The sequence below is a fragment of the Pseudomonas sp. GM80 genome, from assembly GCF_000282515.1.
Lineage (GTDB): Bacteria > Pseudomonadota > Gammaproteobacteria > Pseudomonadales > Pseudomonadaceae > Aquipseudomonas.
In genome coordinates this window covers 1-18,787 of the sequence record NZ_AKJD01000078.1, presented here as the reverse complement: position 1 = coordinate 18,787, position 18,787 = coordinate 1, and the positions used below count along the sequence as shown (strand labels likewise).

At 62.4% G+C, this 18,787-nt stretch carries 4 protein-coding genes; 3 read left to right on the top strand and 1 reads right to left on the bottom strand.

Annotated elements, in window-relative coordinates:
- The first annotated feature begins 23 nt into the window (after positions 1–23).
- Entirely contained in the window at positions 24–1,196 is a 1,173-nt protein-coding gene (locus PMI37_RS13795; protein ID WP_008081747.1) for an MFS transporter, read from the top strand.
- A 123-nt stretch (positions 1,197–1,319) separates the two neighbouring features.
- Here PMI37_RS13795 and PMI37_RS13790 read toward each other — a convergent pair whose 3' ends face one another.
- Positions 1,320–2,453 (bottom strand): cupin-like domain-containing protein, encoded by a 1,134-nt coding sequence (locus PMI37_RS13790; protein ID WP_008081745.1) that lies wholly within the window; start codon positions 2,451–2,453, stop codon positions 1,320–1,322.
- A 127-nt stretch (positions 2,454–2,580) separates the two neighbouring features.
- On the opposite strand from PMI37_RS13790, the gene PMI37_RS13785 reads away from it, so the two are divergent.
- Both PMI37_RS13785 and PMI37_RS13780 read left to right on the top strand, forming a co-directional pair.
- A complete protein-coding gene (locus tag PMI37_RS13785) occupies positions 2,581–3,318 on the top strand; it encodes a thioesterase II family protein (RefSeq protein WP_008081743.1) in 738 nt (245 codons plus the stop codon).
- Between the two features lie 252 nt (positions 3,319–3,570).
- Positions 3,571–18,787: non-ribosomal peptide synthetase (locus PMI37_RS13780; RefSeq protein WP_008081741.1), on the top strand; the 15,217-nt coding region annotated here is incomplete at its 3' end.

Sequence of the window (18,787 nt, the reverse complement as noted above, 5' to 3'; positions counted from 1 at the left end):
GGCCCCTGATGAGGCTGCAGTCCATGGCAAACCCCTACCGCGAATTATTCACCGCACCTGGCGCGCGCAATTTTGTCTTGGCCGGGATGATCGCGCGCATGCCGATTTCGATGACCGGCATCGGCGTGATCACCATGCTCTCGCAACTCAAGGGCGGCTATGCGTTGGCCGGTGCTGTGGCGGCGACGTTTGCCCTGGCCACGGCATTCTGCGCGCCGCAGGTGTCGCGCTTGGTCGACCGCTTCGGGCAGGGAAAAATTCTTCCGGTGTCGGCGTTGATCGGCGGTGGCGCGCTGCTGCTGTTGCTGCTGTGTACGCGGTTGCAGGCGCCGACCTGGACGCTGTTTGTTTTTGCCGCGCTGGCCGGTTGCATGCCGAGCATGTCGGCGATGGTGCGCGCACGCTGGACCGAGATCTATCGCGGCCAGCCACAATTGCAGACCGCCTATGCGCTGGAATCGGTGCTCGATGAAGTCTGTTTCATCGTCGGTCCGCCGTTGTCGGTGGGGTTGTGCGTGGCGGTGTTTCCCGAGGCCGGGCCACTGGCGGCGCTGTTGGCGCTGGCGATCGGCGTGACGGCGTTTGTCGCCCAGCGCAGCACCGAGCCCCCCGTGCATCCACATGCCAGCGAGCACCAAGGCTCGATCATTGGGTCAACGGACGTTCAGTTGCTGCTGGCGCTGATGATCGCCATGGGCATCATCGTTGGCGTGATCGATGTGGTCAGCGTTGCGTTTGCCCAGCAACAGGGGCAACCGGCGGCGGCGAGTATCGTGTTGTCGGTGTACGCGATCGGTTCATGCCTGGCCGGCATCGCCTTCGGTGCGATGCGCTCGAAACTGCCGTTGCCGCAGCTGTTTCTCTACGGCGGCGTGGCGACGGCGGTGACCACGTTACCGCTATTATTGGCGAGCAATATTGTCGGGCTGTCGGTGGCGGTGTTCATCGCCGGGCTGTTTTTTTCGCCGACGTTGATCGTGGCGATGGCATTGATTGAACGTATTGTGCCGCCGGCCAAGTTGACCGAGGGCCTGACCTGGCTGGTGACCGGTTTGAGTATCGGCGTGGCGATTGGCGCTGCCGGCTCCGGCTGGCTGGTAGATGCCTTCGGTGCTCGTAGTGGGTTCTGGCTGGCGATCGCGGCGGGCGCAGTCGTCCTCGGCTCCGCCGTACAAAGCTTCCGCCACCTCAAATAATGCTATCCCTGTAGGAGCTGTCGAGTGAAACGAGGCTGCGATCTTTTGATTTATAACGATCAAGATCAAAGATCGCAGCCTCGTTTCACTCGACAGCTCCTACAAAGCGGAGGTGGTAGCTGTTTACCAGCCGCGTCCCGAGTTGACCCAGAAGTTTACTGACAGTGAGGTTGAGACCGATTCCACCTGATGGAACCAGCCCTCCGGCAGGAACAACAAATCTCCAGCCTCGAGGGTCACGCGCAAAAACGTCACGTTGCGTGCCGTCGGGAAACGCTGATAGTCCGGCGCATCCGGGTTGAAATCGCAGCCGTCCAGGCCACCCGTCGGTGCGGTCGACCAAGTGCCCAGGGCTTCACGGTGATGCGGCGCGGCGAGGGTGAATTTTTTCTGGCCCCAGACCTGGGCGAACAGATTGTCGGTGTCATCGCGGTGCAGCGGCGTCAACGTACCCTTTGGCCCGATCCAGATGCGCGGCGGGATGAACAGCGAGGTGTCGAAGTAGGGCGGGTATTGGATCTGCTGCATCAATGCCGCCGGGAGGATGTTGTTGCCCATATACGCCGGTGGCTCACCATCGACACCCTTGACCGCCGGCTGATCCAGCGAGGCTATGAAATCGGCCATTGATGTGGAGCGGAAATCACGCTCGGTGGAAAAGGTTTTCTTCACGTAATCACCGTGACGCGTGATGCCTTGCAACTCGGCAAAATGCACCAGCGATTCTTCGCGGCTGAGTTTGAACAAGGGCCAGTCGTGCAGCGCATCGCTGATCACCACCGGAACGCCGTTGGGCAGGTAACGGCTTTCAAACTCCATCAGTGACATCTCACTGCGTGATCGCCGCTCGACCACGGTTTGCATCGGCAGGCTGGCGGTAATCTTTTCGCTGAAACGCGGCGGGGTCGGATAACGCTTGTTCATGTCGACCTTTTCCACCGCGCCGCCGCCCTGGCGGGCGTGGTCGATGATTTGCGGCAGCAGCGTCGCCAGGCCCATGTTGCCGCCGATTTTCAAGCGCGCGCTGGCGAACAGTTCTTCGACGTTGGCGATGCCGGCCATGATCGCGAGGAAATCGCTCTCGGCGACTTCAATCGTCACATCCGGGCTGGCATGGCGGCCTGCTTCGGTACGAGTGCCTGCGCCGATTTGCGACCAATAGGCCTGCTGAGGTCCAAAGATGAATTGGAAAATGCCTTCGATACCGACGGCATCTGCGTTGGCGAACAGTTTGCCCAGAATGCTCTGCAGGTCCACGGTGCTTCCTCTTTATTGGTTTTGTCCTGAACAGTTAACGAGGGCTTGCCGGCGGAAATTACAGCGCACGGACTAATTTACACCCGGGCGCAACCGTTCTCTTCTACAGATAACTTTCGAGGAACGCATGGTGACCAAGCTGACCCTGCTGTGCCTGCCGTACTCCGGCGCCAGTGCCATGGTCTACAGTCGTTGGCGGCCGAAAATGCCGCAATGGTTGCATTTGCAACCGGTGGAGTTGCCGGGTCGCGGAGCGCGTTTCGGCGAGCCGCTGCACACCGATATGCGCGTACTGGCGATGCAGTTGGCCAAGGAGCTGCGCCCGGCTCTCAAAGCGCCTTATGCCTTGTTCGGGCACAGCCTGGGCGCGCTGCTGGCCTGCGAGATGGCCCATGCCTTGCGCGCATTGGGTTGCCCGGAGCCTGTGGCGTTGTTCGCCTCGGGAACCGCGGCGCCGACGATGCGGGCCGACTATGATCGGGGTTTTGCCGAGCCCAAGAGCGACGCAGAGTTGATCGACCAGTTGCGCACTCTCAACGGTACCAGCGAAGAGGTGCTTGCCAATCAGGAGCTGATGAGCCTGACTCTGCCGATCCTGCGGGCTGATTTTCAGTTATGCGGCAAATTCCAGCCGGTGCAGCGACCGCTGCTCAGCTGTCCGGTGCATGTGCTCGGTGGCAAGGCTGACCGCGCCACCACCGAGCAATTGATCGGCTGGAGCAAGGAAACCCGTGGCAGTTTCTCGGTGGACATGCTCGCCGGCGGCCATTTCTTCATCCACGAGCACGAAGCCAAAGTACTCAAGGTGATCAAGGATCAGCTCGACGTGCATCACCGCCGGCACGCCATGGTCGCAACGGCCTGAACACTGCGCGGCGCCCTCGTGCAGGAGTTGCCGCAGGCTGCGATCCTTTGATCCTGGGCTTTCAAACAGGATCAAAAGATCGCAGCCTCGTTTCACTCGTCAGCTCCTGCAGGGGTTGTTTTAACGACAGATAACCCTCGTTATGCCTCCCGCCTGATAGTTGTTCTCAATCGCTAATTTTTCCGCTTTGCATTCGTTTTATAGGGACGACGTGCCTTTGTGCTTCCTGCCTACTGATCCGGATGCTAAGAAATGAATGCTGAAGACTCCTTGAAACTCGCTCGCCGGTTTATCGGGTTGCCCCTGGAAAAGCGCCAGATGTTCCTTGCGGCCTTGCACAAGGAGGGCGTGGATTTCGCCCGGTTCCCGATCCCTGAAGGGGTTGCGGCAGAGGATCGCCAAGCGCTGTCCTACGCGCAACAGCGCATGTGGTTTCTCTGGCAGTTGGACCCACAGAGCGGCGCCTACAACCTGCCGGGCGCGGTGCGCCTGACCGGTCGTCTGAGCCTGGCGGCACTCGAGGCCGCGTTCGCCAGCCTGGTAGCGCGTCATGAAACCCTGCGCACAGTGTTCCAGCGCCAGGCCGATGACAGCCTGCTGCAAGTGCCGGCGCAAGCGCCGCTGATCATCGAACACGTGGATTTCAGTGCATTGCCGAGTGCCGAGCGCGAGCTGGCAGTGGCCGAGGCCGCGCAACAACAGTCGCTGCTGCCGTTCGATCTGGCGGTCGGTCCGCTGTTGCGGGTCAAGCTGCTCAAGCTCGCCGAGCAAGAACACGTGCTGCTGCTGACCTTGCATCACATCGTTTCTGACGGCTGGTCGATGAACGTACTGATCGACGAATTCATTCGTTGCTACGACGCCCATGAAGCCGGTCAGTCGCCGCAGTTGGCGCCCTTGCCGATCCAGTACCGCGACTATGCGCTGTGGCAGCGCCGCTGGCTCGAAGCCGGTGAGCAGACGCGCCAACTGGAATATTGGCAAGCACAACTGGGCAGCGAGCATCCGGTGCTGGAACTGCCGACCGATCACCCGCGACCGGCGATGCCGAGCTACCAGGGCACCCGTTACGAATTCGCCGTCGACTCGGCACTCGCCGAGCAACTGCGCAGCGCGGCCCAACAACACAACATCACCTTGTTCATGTTGCTGCTCGGCGCCTTCAATGTGCTGTTGCATCGTTATACCGGGCAGTCCGATATACGCGTCGGCGTACCGATCGCCAACCGTAACCGTGGTGAGATCGAAGGCTTGATCGGCTTCTTCGTCAACACCCAAGTGTTGCGCAGCGAACTCGATGGCCAGACCCGCGTTGCCGATTTGCTGCGCGCGGTCAAAGAGACCGCGCTCGGCGCCCAGGCTCATCAGGACTTGCCGTTCGAACGACTGGTCGAAGCACTGAAGCTGGAGCGCAGCCTCAGCCATACGCCGCTGTTCCAGGTGATGTACAACCACCAGCCGCAAGTCGCCGACATCAGCACCGTCAGCACCGCCTCTGGCCTGGAGCTGGGGGTGATCGAGTGGCAGGGCCGCACCACTCAGTTCGACTTGACCCTGGATACCTACGAAAAGGCCGGCAAGTTGCACGCCGCGCTGACCTACGCCAACGATCTGTTCGAGCCGCAGACCATCGAGCGCATGGCGCAACACTGGCTCAATCTGCTGCGTGGCATGGTCGAGGGCAGCGCGCAGCGCATCGCTGATCTGCCGTTGCTGGAAGCTGCCGAATATCAACGTATCGTTCATGACTGGAACCGCGTTGACGTCGCCCAGGCAGACGCTGCGTGCATCCATCAACTGATCGAACAACAAGTCGCCGCTCAGCCACAGGCGCAGGCCGTGACCTTCGGCGAGCACGCGTTCAGCTACGCCGACATCGATGTGCGGGCCAATCGCCTGGCGCACAAGCTGATCGAATGCGGCGTCGGCCCGGAAGTGCGCGTCGGCGTGGCCATGCAGCGTTCCGAGCAGTTGTTGGTGGCGCTGTTGGCCGTACTCAAGGCAGGCGGTGCTTACGTGCCGCTGGATCCTGATTACCCGGCCGACCGCGTGGCCTACATGCTTGAAGACAGCCGCGCGAGGGTGCTGTTGACCGAGCAGGCCGTGGCCGCCAACCTCAGCGTCGGTGCCGGCACGCAGGTGTTGTTGCTCGACGACATCGACGCGCAACTGGTCGCTTTCGCGCACACCGCGCCGGTCACCGCCGTTACTGCGGACAACCTTGCCTACGTGATCTACACCTCCGGTTCGACCGGCAAGCCGAAAGGCGTAGCCATCGCGCACCGCAACGTACAGGCGCTCATTGAATGGTCGCGCAGCGTCTACAGCCGCGACGATATTCAAGGGGTGCTGGCCTCGACCTCGGTGTGCTTCGACCTGTCGGTGTGGGAGTTGTTTGTCACCCTGGCCAACGGGGGCTCGCTGGTGATTGCGCGCAATGCGCTTGAGTTGCCACAACTGCCGGCGCGCGATCAAGTTCGCCTGATCAACACCGTGCCATCGGCGATCAATGCCTTGCAGCGTGACAACGCCATTCCGGCCAGCGTGCGCATCATCAATCTGGCGGGTGAGCCGCTGAAACAGAGCCTCGTCGAGGCGCTGTACCAGCAGGCCAGTGTCGAACATGTCTACGACCTGTACGGCCCGTCGGAAGACACCACTTATTCCACCTGGACCCGCCGTGAAGCGGGTGGCGCAGCCAATATTGGCCGGCCATTGACCGGCACCACCAGCTACCTTCTCGACGCGGATCTGCAACCGGTGCCACAAGGCGTTGCCGCCGAGTTGTATCTGGCCGGCGCGGGTATCACTCGCGGTTATCTGGGACGTGCGGCGATGACCGCCGAGAAGTATGTGCCAAATCCGTTCGCCGGCAACGGTGAGCGTCTGTATCGCACCGGCGACCTGACTCGCTACCAGATCGATGGCGCATTGCGATACGTCGGGCGTATCGACCATCAGGTTAAAGTGCGCGGTTTCCGTATTGAACTCGGCGAAATCGAAGCACGCCTGTTGCAGCAAGATGAAGTCCGCGAGCTGGCGGTGCTGGCACAGGAAGGCGCCAGCGGTCAGCAACTGGTGGCGTACATTGTGCCGAGTGACGTCAGCGTGCTGGCGGCCGACGCCGATGCCCAGGCGAGCCTGCGCGAAACGCTGAAAGCGGCACTGCGTCAGCATCTGCCCGATTACATGGTGCCGGCGTACCTGCTGTTCCTTGAGCAGTTGCCGCTGACCCCTAACGGTAAACTCGATCGCAAGGCCTTGCCGGCGGTCGATGGCAGCCAGCAGCAGCGCGAACACGTTGCGCCGCGCAGCGCCATGGAAAAGGCCTTGGCGGCGATCTGGCAGGACGTGTTGTCGATTGATAACGTCGGCCTCGAAGACAACTTCTTCGAACTGGGCGGCGACTCCATCGTCTCGATGCAAGTGGTCAGCCGCGCACGTCAGGCCGGGATCGTGCTCAGCCCCAAAGAACTGTTCCAGTACCAGACCGTCCGTAGCCTGGCGCAAGTCGCCCGACGGGGTGAACAGAACCTCATCGATCAAGGCCCTGCCGTCGGCGCGGTGGCGTTGGCACCGGTGCAACAGTGGTTCTTCGAACAAGCCATCCCGCAGCGTCAGCACTGGAACCAGTCGTTGCTGCTGCAACCGCAGCAAGCCATCGATGCGTCGGCGCTGGATCGCGCACTGAAGCAATTGCTCAGTCATCACGACGGTCTGCGTCTGCGTTTCGAGCATCAGGCCGATGGCTGGCAGCAGGCATACGCAGCTGTTTCCGAGCAGTCGGTGCTGTGGCAGCGCGATGCGCAGTCGCTTGAACAACTCAATGCGCTGTGTGATGAAGCGCAGCGCAGTCTGGATCTGAGCAATGGGCCATTGTTGCGCGCATTGCTGGTGAGCCTGGCTGACGGCACTCAACGTGTGTTGCTGGTGGCCCATCACTTGGTCATCGACGGTGTGTCGTGGCGCGTGTTGCTGGAAGATCTGCAGCAGGCGTACACCGACACTGTGAAGGGCTCGGTGGCGACGTTGCCGGGCAAGACCAGCTCGTACCAGCACTGGGTCGCACGCTTGCAGGAACATCTGCCAGCCTTCACTGAAAGCCTTGATTACTGGCAGGCGCAACTGCGCGATACGGCGGGTGGCGAGTTGCCGTGCGAGCGTCCGGAGGGCGCCCTGGAAAACCGCTTCGAGCAAAAAATCGAGCTGAAACTCGACGCCGAACAAACCCGCAAACTACTGCAGCAGGCGCCGGCGGCGTATCGCACTCAGGTCAACGATCTGCTGCTGACCGCGCTCGCCCGCGTGGTGTGTCGCTGGAGCGGCCAGGCCAGCACCCTGATTCAACTGGAAGGGCACGGCCGTGAAGACCTGTTCGCCGACATCGACCTGACCCGCACGCTGGGCTGGTTCACCAGCCTGTTCCCGGTCAACCTGATGCCGACGGACAGCCTCGGCGCGTCGATCAAAGCCATCAAGGAACAACTGCGCGCCGTACCGCATAAAGGCTTGAGCTATGGTGCCCTGCGTTACCTTGGCGATGCAGCGACTGCCGCGACATTGGCGGGCGAGGCGAAGCCGCGTATCACCTTCAACTACCTCGGTCAGTTCGACCGTCAATTCGATGAGTCGGCATTGTTCGTGCCGTCCAGCGAAGGCAGCGGCGCGGCGCAGGACGCGTCGGCGCCACTGGCCAACTGGTTGACTGTCGAAGGGCAGGTGTACGGTGGCGAGCTGTCGATGAATTGGGGTTTCAGCAGCCAAATGTTCGACACGGCGACCGTGCAACAACTGGCCGATCAATACGCCGTCGAGCTGAATGCACTGATCGACCATTGCTGCACGCTGCAAGCGCCGCAAGCCACGCCGTCGGACTTCCCGCTGGCACAGATTACTCAGGCGCAGCTCGATGGCTTGCCAGTGCCGGCCGGCCAGCTCGACGACCTCTATCCGCTGTCGCCCATGCAGCAGGGCTTGCTGTTCCACACCCTGTACGAGCAGGCGGCAGGCGAATACATCAACCAGTTGCGTGTCGACGTGCAGGGTATCGACCCACAGCGTTTCCGTGATGCCTGGCAAGCCACTGTCGATGCCCAGGACATTCTGCGCAGCGGTTTTGTCTGGCAGGGTGAGCTGGCGCAACCACTGCAGATCGTCCACAAACACTTGCAGTTGCCGTTTACCGCACTCGACTGGCGCGAGCGTGACGATCAACCGCAAGCCCTCGCAGCGCTGGCTGAGGCCGAGCGTCAGCAGGGCTTTGATCTGACCTGTGCACCGTTGCTGCGTCTGGTGCTGGTGCAGACCGGCGCCGAGCAATGGCACCTGATTTACACCCATCACCACATCCTCATGGACGGCTGGAGCAACTCGCAGTTGCTCGGCGAAGTGTTACAGCGCTACAGCGGCCGCATTCCAGCCAATGCCGGTGGGCGTTATCGTGATTACATTGGCTGGCTGCAACGCCAGGACGGGCAACTGAGCCACGACTTCTGGAACGCACAACTGGCCGCCCTGCAAGAGCCGACCCGACTGGCTCGCGTGGCCTCGGGCAGCGACAGCCAGAGCGGTCACGCTGATCACTTCGTGACCCTCGACGTGTCGCGCACCCAGGCGCTGGAAGCGTTTGCCCGTCAGCAGAAAGTCACCGTCAACACCTTGGTGCAAGCGGCATGGCTGCTGTTGCTGCAACGCTACACCGGCCATGAAACCGTGGCGTTCGGCGCGACCGTGGCCGGGCGTCCGGCGGACCTGCCGGGCATCGAGCATCAGGTCGGTCTGTTCATCAACACCTTGCCGGTGATCGGAGCACCGCGTCCGGATCAATCTGTCGGCCAATGGCTGCAAGCGGTGCAGGCGCAAAACCTCAGCCTGCGCGATTTCGAGCACACGCCGCTGGCGGACATTCAGCGTTGGGCCGGGCAGGGCGGTGAAGCGCTGTTCGACAACATTCTGGTGTTCGAGAACTATCCGATTGCCCAGGCCCTGCAACAAGGTGCCGAGCAAGGCGTGGTGTTTGGTGACGTCAGCAACCTTGAGCAGACGCACTATGCGTTGAGCGTCGCCGTGACCCTCGGCCAGCAACTGGCGTTGCACTACAGCTTCGACCGTGGCCACTTCGCCCACGCCGCCATCGAAGGCATCAGCGCTCACTTGCTGCAATTGCTCGAACAGTTTGCCGTCTCGGCGGAACGCCACATCGGCGAAATCGCCCTGGCCAGCGCGGATGAGCATGCGCGTCAACAAGCGCAAAACCACCCGCAACCGTACCCGACCGACATCAGCGTGCATCAGCGCATCGCTGCATTGGCAGGCGAACGTGCGCAGCGCACAGCAGTGATTTTCAACGGTCAGCACTTCAGTTACGGCGAGATCGATCAGCGCGCCAACCAACTGGCTCACGCATTGATTGCCCGTGGCGTCGGCGCGGAAACCCGCGTCGGCGTGGCGTTGCCGCGTAGCGAGGCGGTGATCGTCGCGCTGCTGGCCGTGCTCAAGGCGGGCGGTGCCTACGTGCCGCTGGACACCAGTTATCCGCGTGAGCGCCTGGCTTACCTGATTGAAGATTCCGGGCTGGCACTGCTGATCAGTGATTCTTCGGTGTCGGCGCAGTTGCCGGTCGATGAGTCGGTGCCGTTGCTGGAACTCGACCGCCTCGATCTGCGTGAATTGCCGATCAAGGCGCCGCAGGTGCACATCGACCCGCACAACCTTGCCTACGTGATCTATACCTCCGGTTCCACCGGTAACCCCAAAGGCGTCAGCGTCGCCCACGGCCCATTGGCGATGCACTGCCAGGCCATCGGTGAACGTTATGAAATGCGCGACAGCGACTGCGAGTTCCACTTCATGTCGTTCGCCTTCGACGGTGCCCACGAACGCTGGTTGACCAGCCTGACGCATGGCGCGTCGCTGCTGATTCGCGACGACAGCCTGTGGACGCCGGAGCAGACCTACAATGCCATGCGCGAGCACGGCGTGACGGTTGTGGCGTTCCCGCCGGTGTACCTGCAACAACTGGCCGAACACGCCGAGCGTGAAGGCAACCCGCCGAAAGTGCGCATCTATTGCTTCGGCGGTGATGCGGTGCCGAATGCGAGTTTCGAGCGAGTCAAACGTGCGCTCGATCCGGACTACATCATCAACGGCTATGGCCCGACCGAAACCGTGGTCACGCCGCTGATCTGGAAGGCCGGACGCGAAGTACCGTGCGGTGCCGCCTACGCGCCAATCGGCAGCCGTATCGGTGATCGCAGCGCGTACGTGCTCGACACCGACTTGAACCTGTTGCCACAAGGCATGGCCGGTGAGTTGTACCTGGGCGGCAGCGGTCTGGCGCGGGGGTATCTGAACCGTCCGGGGCTGACGGCCGAGCGTTTTGTCGCCGACCCGTTCAGCGCTGCGGGCGGCTTGCTCTATCGCACCGGCGACCTGGTGCGACAGCGCGCCGACGGTACGTTCGACTATCTGGATCGCATTGACAATCAGGTGAAAATTCGCGGCTTCCGCATCGAGTTGGGCGAAGTCGAAGCGGCCCTGCAAGCCCTTGACGGTGTGCGTGAAGCGGTGGTGGTGGCGCAGGAAGGCAGTGCCGGCAGCGGCAAGCGTCTGGTCGCCTATGTGGTAGGCGATTCGGCCCGTACCGACTTTACCGAAGACCTGCGCGAGCAGCTCAAGGCCTCGCTGCCCGCGCACATGGTGCCGGCGTATGTGCTGTGTCTGGAGCGCATGCCGCTGACGCCGAACGGCAAACTGGATCGCAAGAATCTGCCGAAACCGGATGTCAGCCAACTGCAGCAGGTCTATGTCGCCCCGCAAACGACGCTGGAGCAACAACTGGCGACGATCTGGCAAGACGTGCTCAAACTGGAGCAGGTTGGCGCGAGCGACAACTTCTTCGAGTTGGGCGGCGATTCGATCATTTCCATTCAAGTGGTCAGCCGTGCGCGGCAGGCCGGCATTCGCTTCACGCCCAAGGACCTGTTCCAGCACCAGACCATTGCGGCGCTGGCCACGGTCGCCCGGGTTGGCGAGCATGTGCAGGCAATTGATCAAGAGCCGGTGACGGGTGAACTGGCGCTGTTGCCGGTGCAGCAGGCGTTCTTCGCGCAGGCAATCCCCGAGCGTCAGCACTGGAACCAGGCGGTGATGCTCAAGCCAACGCAGCCTTTGCAAGCCGAGGCGCTGGAACAGGCCTTGGCGGCGCTCGTCGCCCATCACGATGGTTTGCGCCTGAGCTTCGTCGAGCAGGCCGATGGCTGGCACGCTGAATATCGCGGCCTTGCCAGTCACAACGATCAGTTGCTGTGGCATGTCGATGTGGCTGATGCGACTGCGCTCGAAGCGGTGGCCAACCAGGCACAACGCAGCCTCGACCTGCAGGACGGACCGCTGCTGCGTGCGGTGCTGGCGAATCTCGCCGATGGCACTCAGCGCCTGTTGCTGGCGATCCATCACCTGGTGGTGGACGGCGTGTCGTGGCGAATTCTGTTCGACGATCTGCAACTGGCTTACCGCCAGATCGCCGCTGGCGAGCCGCTGCAACTGCCGGCGAAAACCAGCGCCGCCAAGGCCTGGGCCGAGCACCTGCAACAGCGCGCCCGCAGCGCTGAAATGCGCACCGAACTGGCGTACTGGCAAGACCAGTTGCAGGGCGTCGATGTGGCTTTGCCGCTGGACAATGCCGACGGCGGCCTGCAAAACAAACAGGCGCGCACAGTACGCACCCGTCTGAACAAAACCCTGACCCGGCAGTTGCTGCAAGACGCGCCGGTGGCTTATCGCACCCAGGTCAATGACCTGCTGCTGACTGCACTGGCCCGCGTCATGGTGCGCTGGACCGGGACTGACAGCGCGCTGATTCAACTCGAAGGCCACGGTCGTGAAGAGCTGTTCGACGGCGTCGATCTGACCCGCACGGTGGGTTGGTTCACCAGCCTGTACCCGGCAAAACTGACCCCGGTAGCCGACCTCGGCGGCTCGCTGAAACAGATCAAGGAACAACTGCGCGCTATCCCCGACAAGGGCATTGGTTTTGGCGCACTGGCCTGGCTCGGTGAGGCGGCTGATCGCGCCGCCCTCGCGCAATTGCCGGTGCCGCGCCTGACCTTCAACTACCTCGGTCAATTCGACGGCAGCTTCACCGAAGCGGATGGCGCGCTGTTCGTGCCCTCCAGCGATCCTGCCGGCGATGAGCTGGACGCCGATGCGCCGCTGGCCAACCACCTGGCACTTAACGGTCAGGTGTACGGCGGCGAATTGAATCTGGGCTGGACGTTCAGCCACGAAATGTTCAACGAGGCGACCATTCAAGGGCTGGCCGACGATTACGCGCAGGAGCTGCAAGCGCTGATTGACCATTGCTGCCAGGCCGGCAACCATGGTGTGACGCCGTCGGACTTCCCGCTGGCGCGCTTGAGCCAGGCACAGCTGGATGGCCTGCCGCTGGCCGCGCAACTGATCGACGATGTCTATCCGTTGTCGCCGATGCAGCAAGGCATGCTGTTCCATGCGGTCTACGAAGAATCCACCGGCAATTACATCAACCAGATGCGTCTGGACGTCGAAGGCCTTGATCCGGAGCGCTTCCATCAGGCCTGGCAAGCGGCCGTGGAGGCTCATGACATTCTGCGCACGCGGTTTGTCTGGCAGGGCGAGCTGGATGCGCCGGTGCAAGTGGTCAGCAAGCACGCAACGATGCCTTACAGCCTGCACGACTGGCGCGCGCAACCGCAGCTCGAACAGTCCTTGCAAACCCTGGCCGACGCCGAGCGGCAGAGCCTGGACCTGAATGCGTCGAGCCTGTTGCGTCTGGTGATTGTGCGCATCGATGATCAGCGCCATCACCTGATCTACACCAACCACCACATCCTCATGGACGGCTGGAGCAACTCGCAATTGCTCGGCGAAGTACTGCAACGCTACAGCGCTCGCTTCAGCGCCACGCAGGGCGGTCGTTACCGCGACTACATCGGCTGGTTGCAACGTCAGGATGCCTCGGCCAGCGAAGCCTTCTGGCTGCCGGCCCTGCGCTCGCTCGACGAGCCAACCCGTCTGGCTCACGCCATCGCCCGGCCAAAAAATGCTCCGGCCATTGCGGGTTACGGCGACCATTATCGAGTGCTGGATGCTGTGCAGACCGCGCGTCTGGGCGAGTTTGCCCGTGCATCGAAAGTCACCGTCAACACGCTGGTGCAGGCGGCGTGGCTGCTGTTGCTGCAACGCTACACGGGCAAGGCCAGTGTTGCCTTTGGTGCCACAGTCGCCGGGCGTCCGGCGGACTTGCCGGGTGTCGAGCAACAGATCGGCCTGTTCATCAACACCTTGCCGGTGATCGCCAGCCCGCGTCCGGAACAGACCCTCGACAGCTGGTTGCAAGCGGTGCAGGCACAGAACCTCGCGCTGCGTGAGTTCGAGCACACCGCGCTGTTCGATATTCAGCGTTGGGCCGGGCAGGGTGGCGAAGCGCTGTTTGACAACATTCTTGTGTTCGAGAACTACCCGATTGCTCAGGCACTGGAGCAGGGAGCACCGCAAGGCCTGCGTTTCGGCCCGGTGGCCAACCATGAGCAGACCAACTACCCGCTGACCCTCGGTGTGAGCCTGGAAGCCACGCTGCAAGTGCACTACAGCTTTGACCGCGAGCATTTTGCCGACGCCACCGTCGAGCAACTGGCGGCGCAGTTGAGTCACCTGCTGACGCAAATGGCCGACGGTGCAGATCAGCGCTGCCTCGGCGAACTGCAACTGCTCGACCGTGCCGCACGGGATCTGGCGCTCAATGATTGGGGGCATTGCGCCGGGCACTACCCGAGCGCGCTCAACGTGCATCAGTTGTTCGAGCAGCAGGTGCAACGCGCGCCGGATCAGGTCGCGCTGTACTTCGCCGAACAGCGCCTGACCTACGCCGAACTCAACCAGCAGGCCAATCGCCTGGCCCACACCCTGCGTCAGCGCGGGGTCGGCCCGGATGTGCTGGTGGGGATCGCCGTCGAGCGTTCGCTGGACATGATCGTCAGCTTGCTCGCGGTGCTCAAGGCCGGTGGCGCGTATGTGCCGCTGGACCCGCAATACCCGACGGATCGCCTGACCTGCATGATCGAAGACAGCGGCCTGCTGCTGTTGCTCAGCCAGAGCCATCTGCTGGAGCGCTTGCCGCAGGTCGACGGCGTTGAAGTGTTGTGTGTGGATCGTCAACCGGCCCAGGCGCTCAGCGCTGATCTGCCGAACCTGACCCTCGCCGATAACCTCGCGTATGTAATGTTCACCTCCGGCTCTACCGGACGTCCGAAGGGCGTCGGGATCAATCAGGCGTCGCTGACCAAGCACGCTTACGTGACCCTCGACCTGATGGCTTTGAGCGCCGAGGATTGCGTCCTGCAATTCTCCACGTTCAACTTCGACGGTTTCGTCGAGCAGCTTTACCCGGCGCTGATCTGCGGCGCCTCGGTGGTACTGCGCGGCACGGAAATCTGGGACAGCGAAACCCTCTACCGCGAGATGCTCGACAAGCGCATCAGCGTGATCGACCTGACCACCGCCTACTGGGGCATGCTGGCCAAGGACTTCGCTGAAGTCGGCCCGCGTGATTACGGCGTGCTGCGTCAGGTGCATGCCGGTGGTGAAGCGATGCCACCGGAAGGCATGGCGGCCTGGAACAAGGCCGGTCTGGCCCACGTGCGTCTGCTCAATACCTACGGCCCGACCGAAGCCACGGTGACCGCGACCTCGCTTGACTGTGGTGACTACGTGACCGGCGCCGAGCCTACGCCGGCGACCTTGCCGATCGGTTCGGCGCTGCCGGGGCGTTCGATCTACCTGCTGGACATCGCCGGGCAACCGGTGCCGGTCGGCGCGGTGGGTGAACTGATGATCGGTGGTGAGTTGCTGGCGCGGGGTTACTTCAACCGTCCGGACCTGAGTGCCGAGCGCTTCATGCCCGATCCGTTCTCGGCGCAACCGGGTGCGCGCCTGTACCGTACCGGTGACCTCGCACGTTTCCGGGCCGACGGGGTGATCGAGTACATCGGTCGGGTCGACCATCAAGTGAAAATTCGCGGTTTCCGTATCGAACTGGGTGAAATCGAGGCGCGTCTGCTCGACGCCGACCGCGTGCGCGAAACCCTGGTGATGGCGGTGGCCGGACCGAGCGGTCAGCAACTGGTGGCCTACGTGGTGCCGAGCGCAGCCGAAGAGGTCATGGCCGACAACGACCTGCAAGGCGAATTGCGCCGCGAGTTGCGCGAGCAATTGCAGCAGACCCTGCCGGATTACATGGTGCCGACGCACTTGTTATTCCTGGCGAAGATGCCGTTGTCGCCCAACGGTAAACTGGACCGTCACGCGTTGCCGAAACCCGATGCGGCGCTGGCGCAACAGGATTACCTCGCTGCCGGCAATGCCACTGAACAGAAACTGGTCGATATCTGGCAAGCGGTGCTGGGGCTGGCGCAAGTCGGTGTCACCGACAACTTCTTTGAATTGGGCGGTGACTCCATCGTTTCGATTCAAGTGGTCAGCCGCGCCCGTCAGGCCGGCATTCATTTCAGCCCGAAAGACCTGTTCCAGCACCAGACCGTGCAAGGTCTGGCCGCGGTAGCGCGGATGGGTGAAGGCGGCTTTGTCATCGACCAGAAACCGGTCGTTGGTGCGTCACCACTGCTGCCGGCGCAGTTACAGTTCTTTGAAGAGGAGGTCGCCGAGCCCCATCACTGGAACCAGTCGGTATTGCTCAAGACCTCTCGTACGCTGGATGCAGCGCACCTGAAGGCGGCGCTTAACGCGCTGATCGAGCATCACGACGCACTGCGTCTGTCGTTCGCCCATGTGGACGGTCAGTGGCTGGCCGAGCATCAAGCCGTGGGCGCGCCAGCGCAGGATTTGCTGTGGCAGAGCAACGTGGCCGATGCCGCCGAACTCGAAGCGCTGGGGCTCGAAGCGCAACGCAGTCTGGCCCTTGGTGGACCGTTGCTGCGCGCAGTATTGGCAACCCTGGCCGACGGCACTCAGCGTGTGTTGCTGGTGATCCATCACTTGGTGATCGACGGTGTGTCGTGGCGCATCCTGCTGGAAGACCTGCAAGGGCTCTACCAGCAAATCAGCAGCGGCCAGATCGCCAAGCTGCCGGCCAAGACCAGTGCATTCAAGGCCTGGGCCGAGCACCTGCACGCTTATGCCGCCAGCGAAACCCTGTTGGCCGAACAACCGTACTGGCTCGCTCAACTGCACGACGTGTCCAGCCAGTTGCCGGTGGATCACGCCGATGGCAACTTGCAGAGCCGTTATGAATTCACGGTACAAACCCGTCTCGACGCCGAGCTGACCCGTCAATTGCTGCAAGACGCTCCAGCGGCCTACCGCACCCAGGTCAACGATCTGTTGCTGACGGCACTGGCCCGCGTCATCAGCCGTTGGACTGGCCAGGCTTCGACGCTGATTCAACTCGAAGGCCACGGCCGCGAAGACCTCTTCGCCGACATCGATTTGAGCCGCAGCGTCGGCTGGTTCACCAGCCTGTTCCCGGTCAAGCTGACCGCCAGTGCCGAGCTGGATGCATCACTCAAGGCCATCAAGGAGCAACTGCGGGCGATTCCGCACAAGGGCATCGGCTTCGGCGTGTTGCGTTACTTGGGCAATGACGCGGTGCGCGGTGCGCTGCAAGCGCTGGCGCAGCCGGCGATCACCTTCAACTACCTCGGTCAGTTCGACAGCAGCTTCGACGAAGGTCAGGCGACATTGTTCTCGCCCTCCAGCGAAGCCCGTGGCGCCGAACAAAGCCTCGACGCCTTGCTCAGTAGCGCGTTGACCCTCAACGGTGGCATTTACGGGGGCGAGTTCAGCCTCGGCTGGACCTTCAGCGAGCGCATGTTCAAACGCAGCACCGTGCAGGCCCTGGCTGATGATTACGCGCAGGAACTGGCGGCGCTGATCGAACATTGCTGCCGCACCGACGTGCACGGCGTGACGCCGTCAGACTTCCCGCTGGCGCCGCTGAGCCAGGCGCAACTCGATGCCCTGACACTGCCAGCGGCTTTGATCGAAGACATCTACCCGCTGTCGCCAATGCAGCAGGGCATGCTGTTCCACACCCTTTACGAAGAAGAGGCGGGCGACTACATAAACCAGACCCGTGCCGATGTCGCGGGGCTGGATGTCGAGCGTTTCCGCGCGGCGTGGCAAGCAGCCTTGCAGGCCCACGACGTACTGCGCAGTGGTTTCCTCTGGCAGGGCGAGCGCCCGGTACAAGTGGTGCACAAACAGGTTGAACTGCCATTCCGCGTGCAGGACTGGCGTGGTCGTCGTGATTATCAGGCCGATCTCGACGCACTGGCTGCGCAAGAGCGCAAACAGGGCTTCGAACTGACCGCCGCACCGTTGCTGCGCCTGACGCTGGTGCGTGTCGAGGACGATCGCTATCACCTGATCTACACCAACCATCACATTCTGATGGACGGCTGGGGCAACTCGCAGCTGATGGGTGAAGTGCTGCACCGCTACAGCGGCCAGCCGCTGGCGCCATCGGTGGGTCGTTATCGCGATTACATCGCCTGGCTGCAACGCCAGGACGCGGTGGTCAGTGAAACCTTCTGGAAAGCCCAACTGGCCGATCTGCAAGAGCCGACCCGCCTGACCCAGGCCATCGCGCGTCGCGACGACCTGATCGAGCTGTTCGGTTACGCCGACCATCAACGGGTGATGAATGCGGCCGCCACCCAACAGTTGGCCGAGTTTGCCCGCGAGCAGAAAGTCACTCTCAACACCTTGGTGCAAGCCGCGTGGCTGTTGCTGTTGCAACGCTACAGCGGTCAGCACACCGTGGCGTTCGGTGCCACCGTGGCGGGGCGTCCGGCGGATCTGCAAGGCATCGAGCAACAGATCGGTCTGTTCATCAACACGCTGCCGGTGATCGGCAGCCCACGCGATGAGCAGAGCGTCGGCCAGTGGCTGCACACCGTGCAGACGCAGAACCTCAGCCTGCGCGAGCACGAACACACGCCGCTGTTCGAGATTCAGCGCTGGGCCGGCAAGGGCGGCGATGCCTTGTTCGACAGCATTCTGGTGTTCGAGAACTACCCGGTATCGGAGGCCATGCAGCAAGGTGCGCCGGCCGGATTGCGCTTCACCGACGTGACTAACCATGAACAGACCAACTACCCGTTGACCTTGGCCGTGAGCATGGGCGAGACCCTGTCGCTGCACTTCAGTTATGGCCGTGCGCACTTTGCCGAGGCCGACATCGCCCGCCTCGGCGAGCACTTGCATAACCTGCTGACACAGATGATGCACAACGCCGGCCTGGCCTTGGGGCAACTGCAATTGCTCGGCCACGAGGAGCAACAGCAGCAGGTCGCAGACTGGAACGCCACGGCTACCGAATATCCGCTGGAGCGCAGCGTGCATGCGCTGATCGAAGATCAGGTACGCGCTACCCCGGATGCCTGCGCCTTGGTGTTCGGCGAGCAACGCCTGA

Bases quoted from the DNA above. Each gene is read 5' to 3' on its own strand.
- PMI37_RS13795 (WP_008081747.1), top strand. From the start codon at position 24: ATGGCAAACCCCTACCGCGAATTATTCACCGCACCTGGCGCGCGCAAT.
- PMI37_RS13785 (WP_008081743.1), top strand. From the start codon at position 2,581: ATGGTGACCAAGCTGACCCTGCTGTGCCTGCCGTACTCCGGCGCCAGT.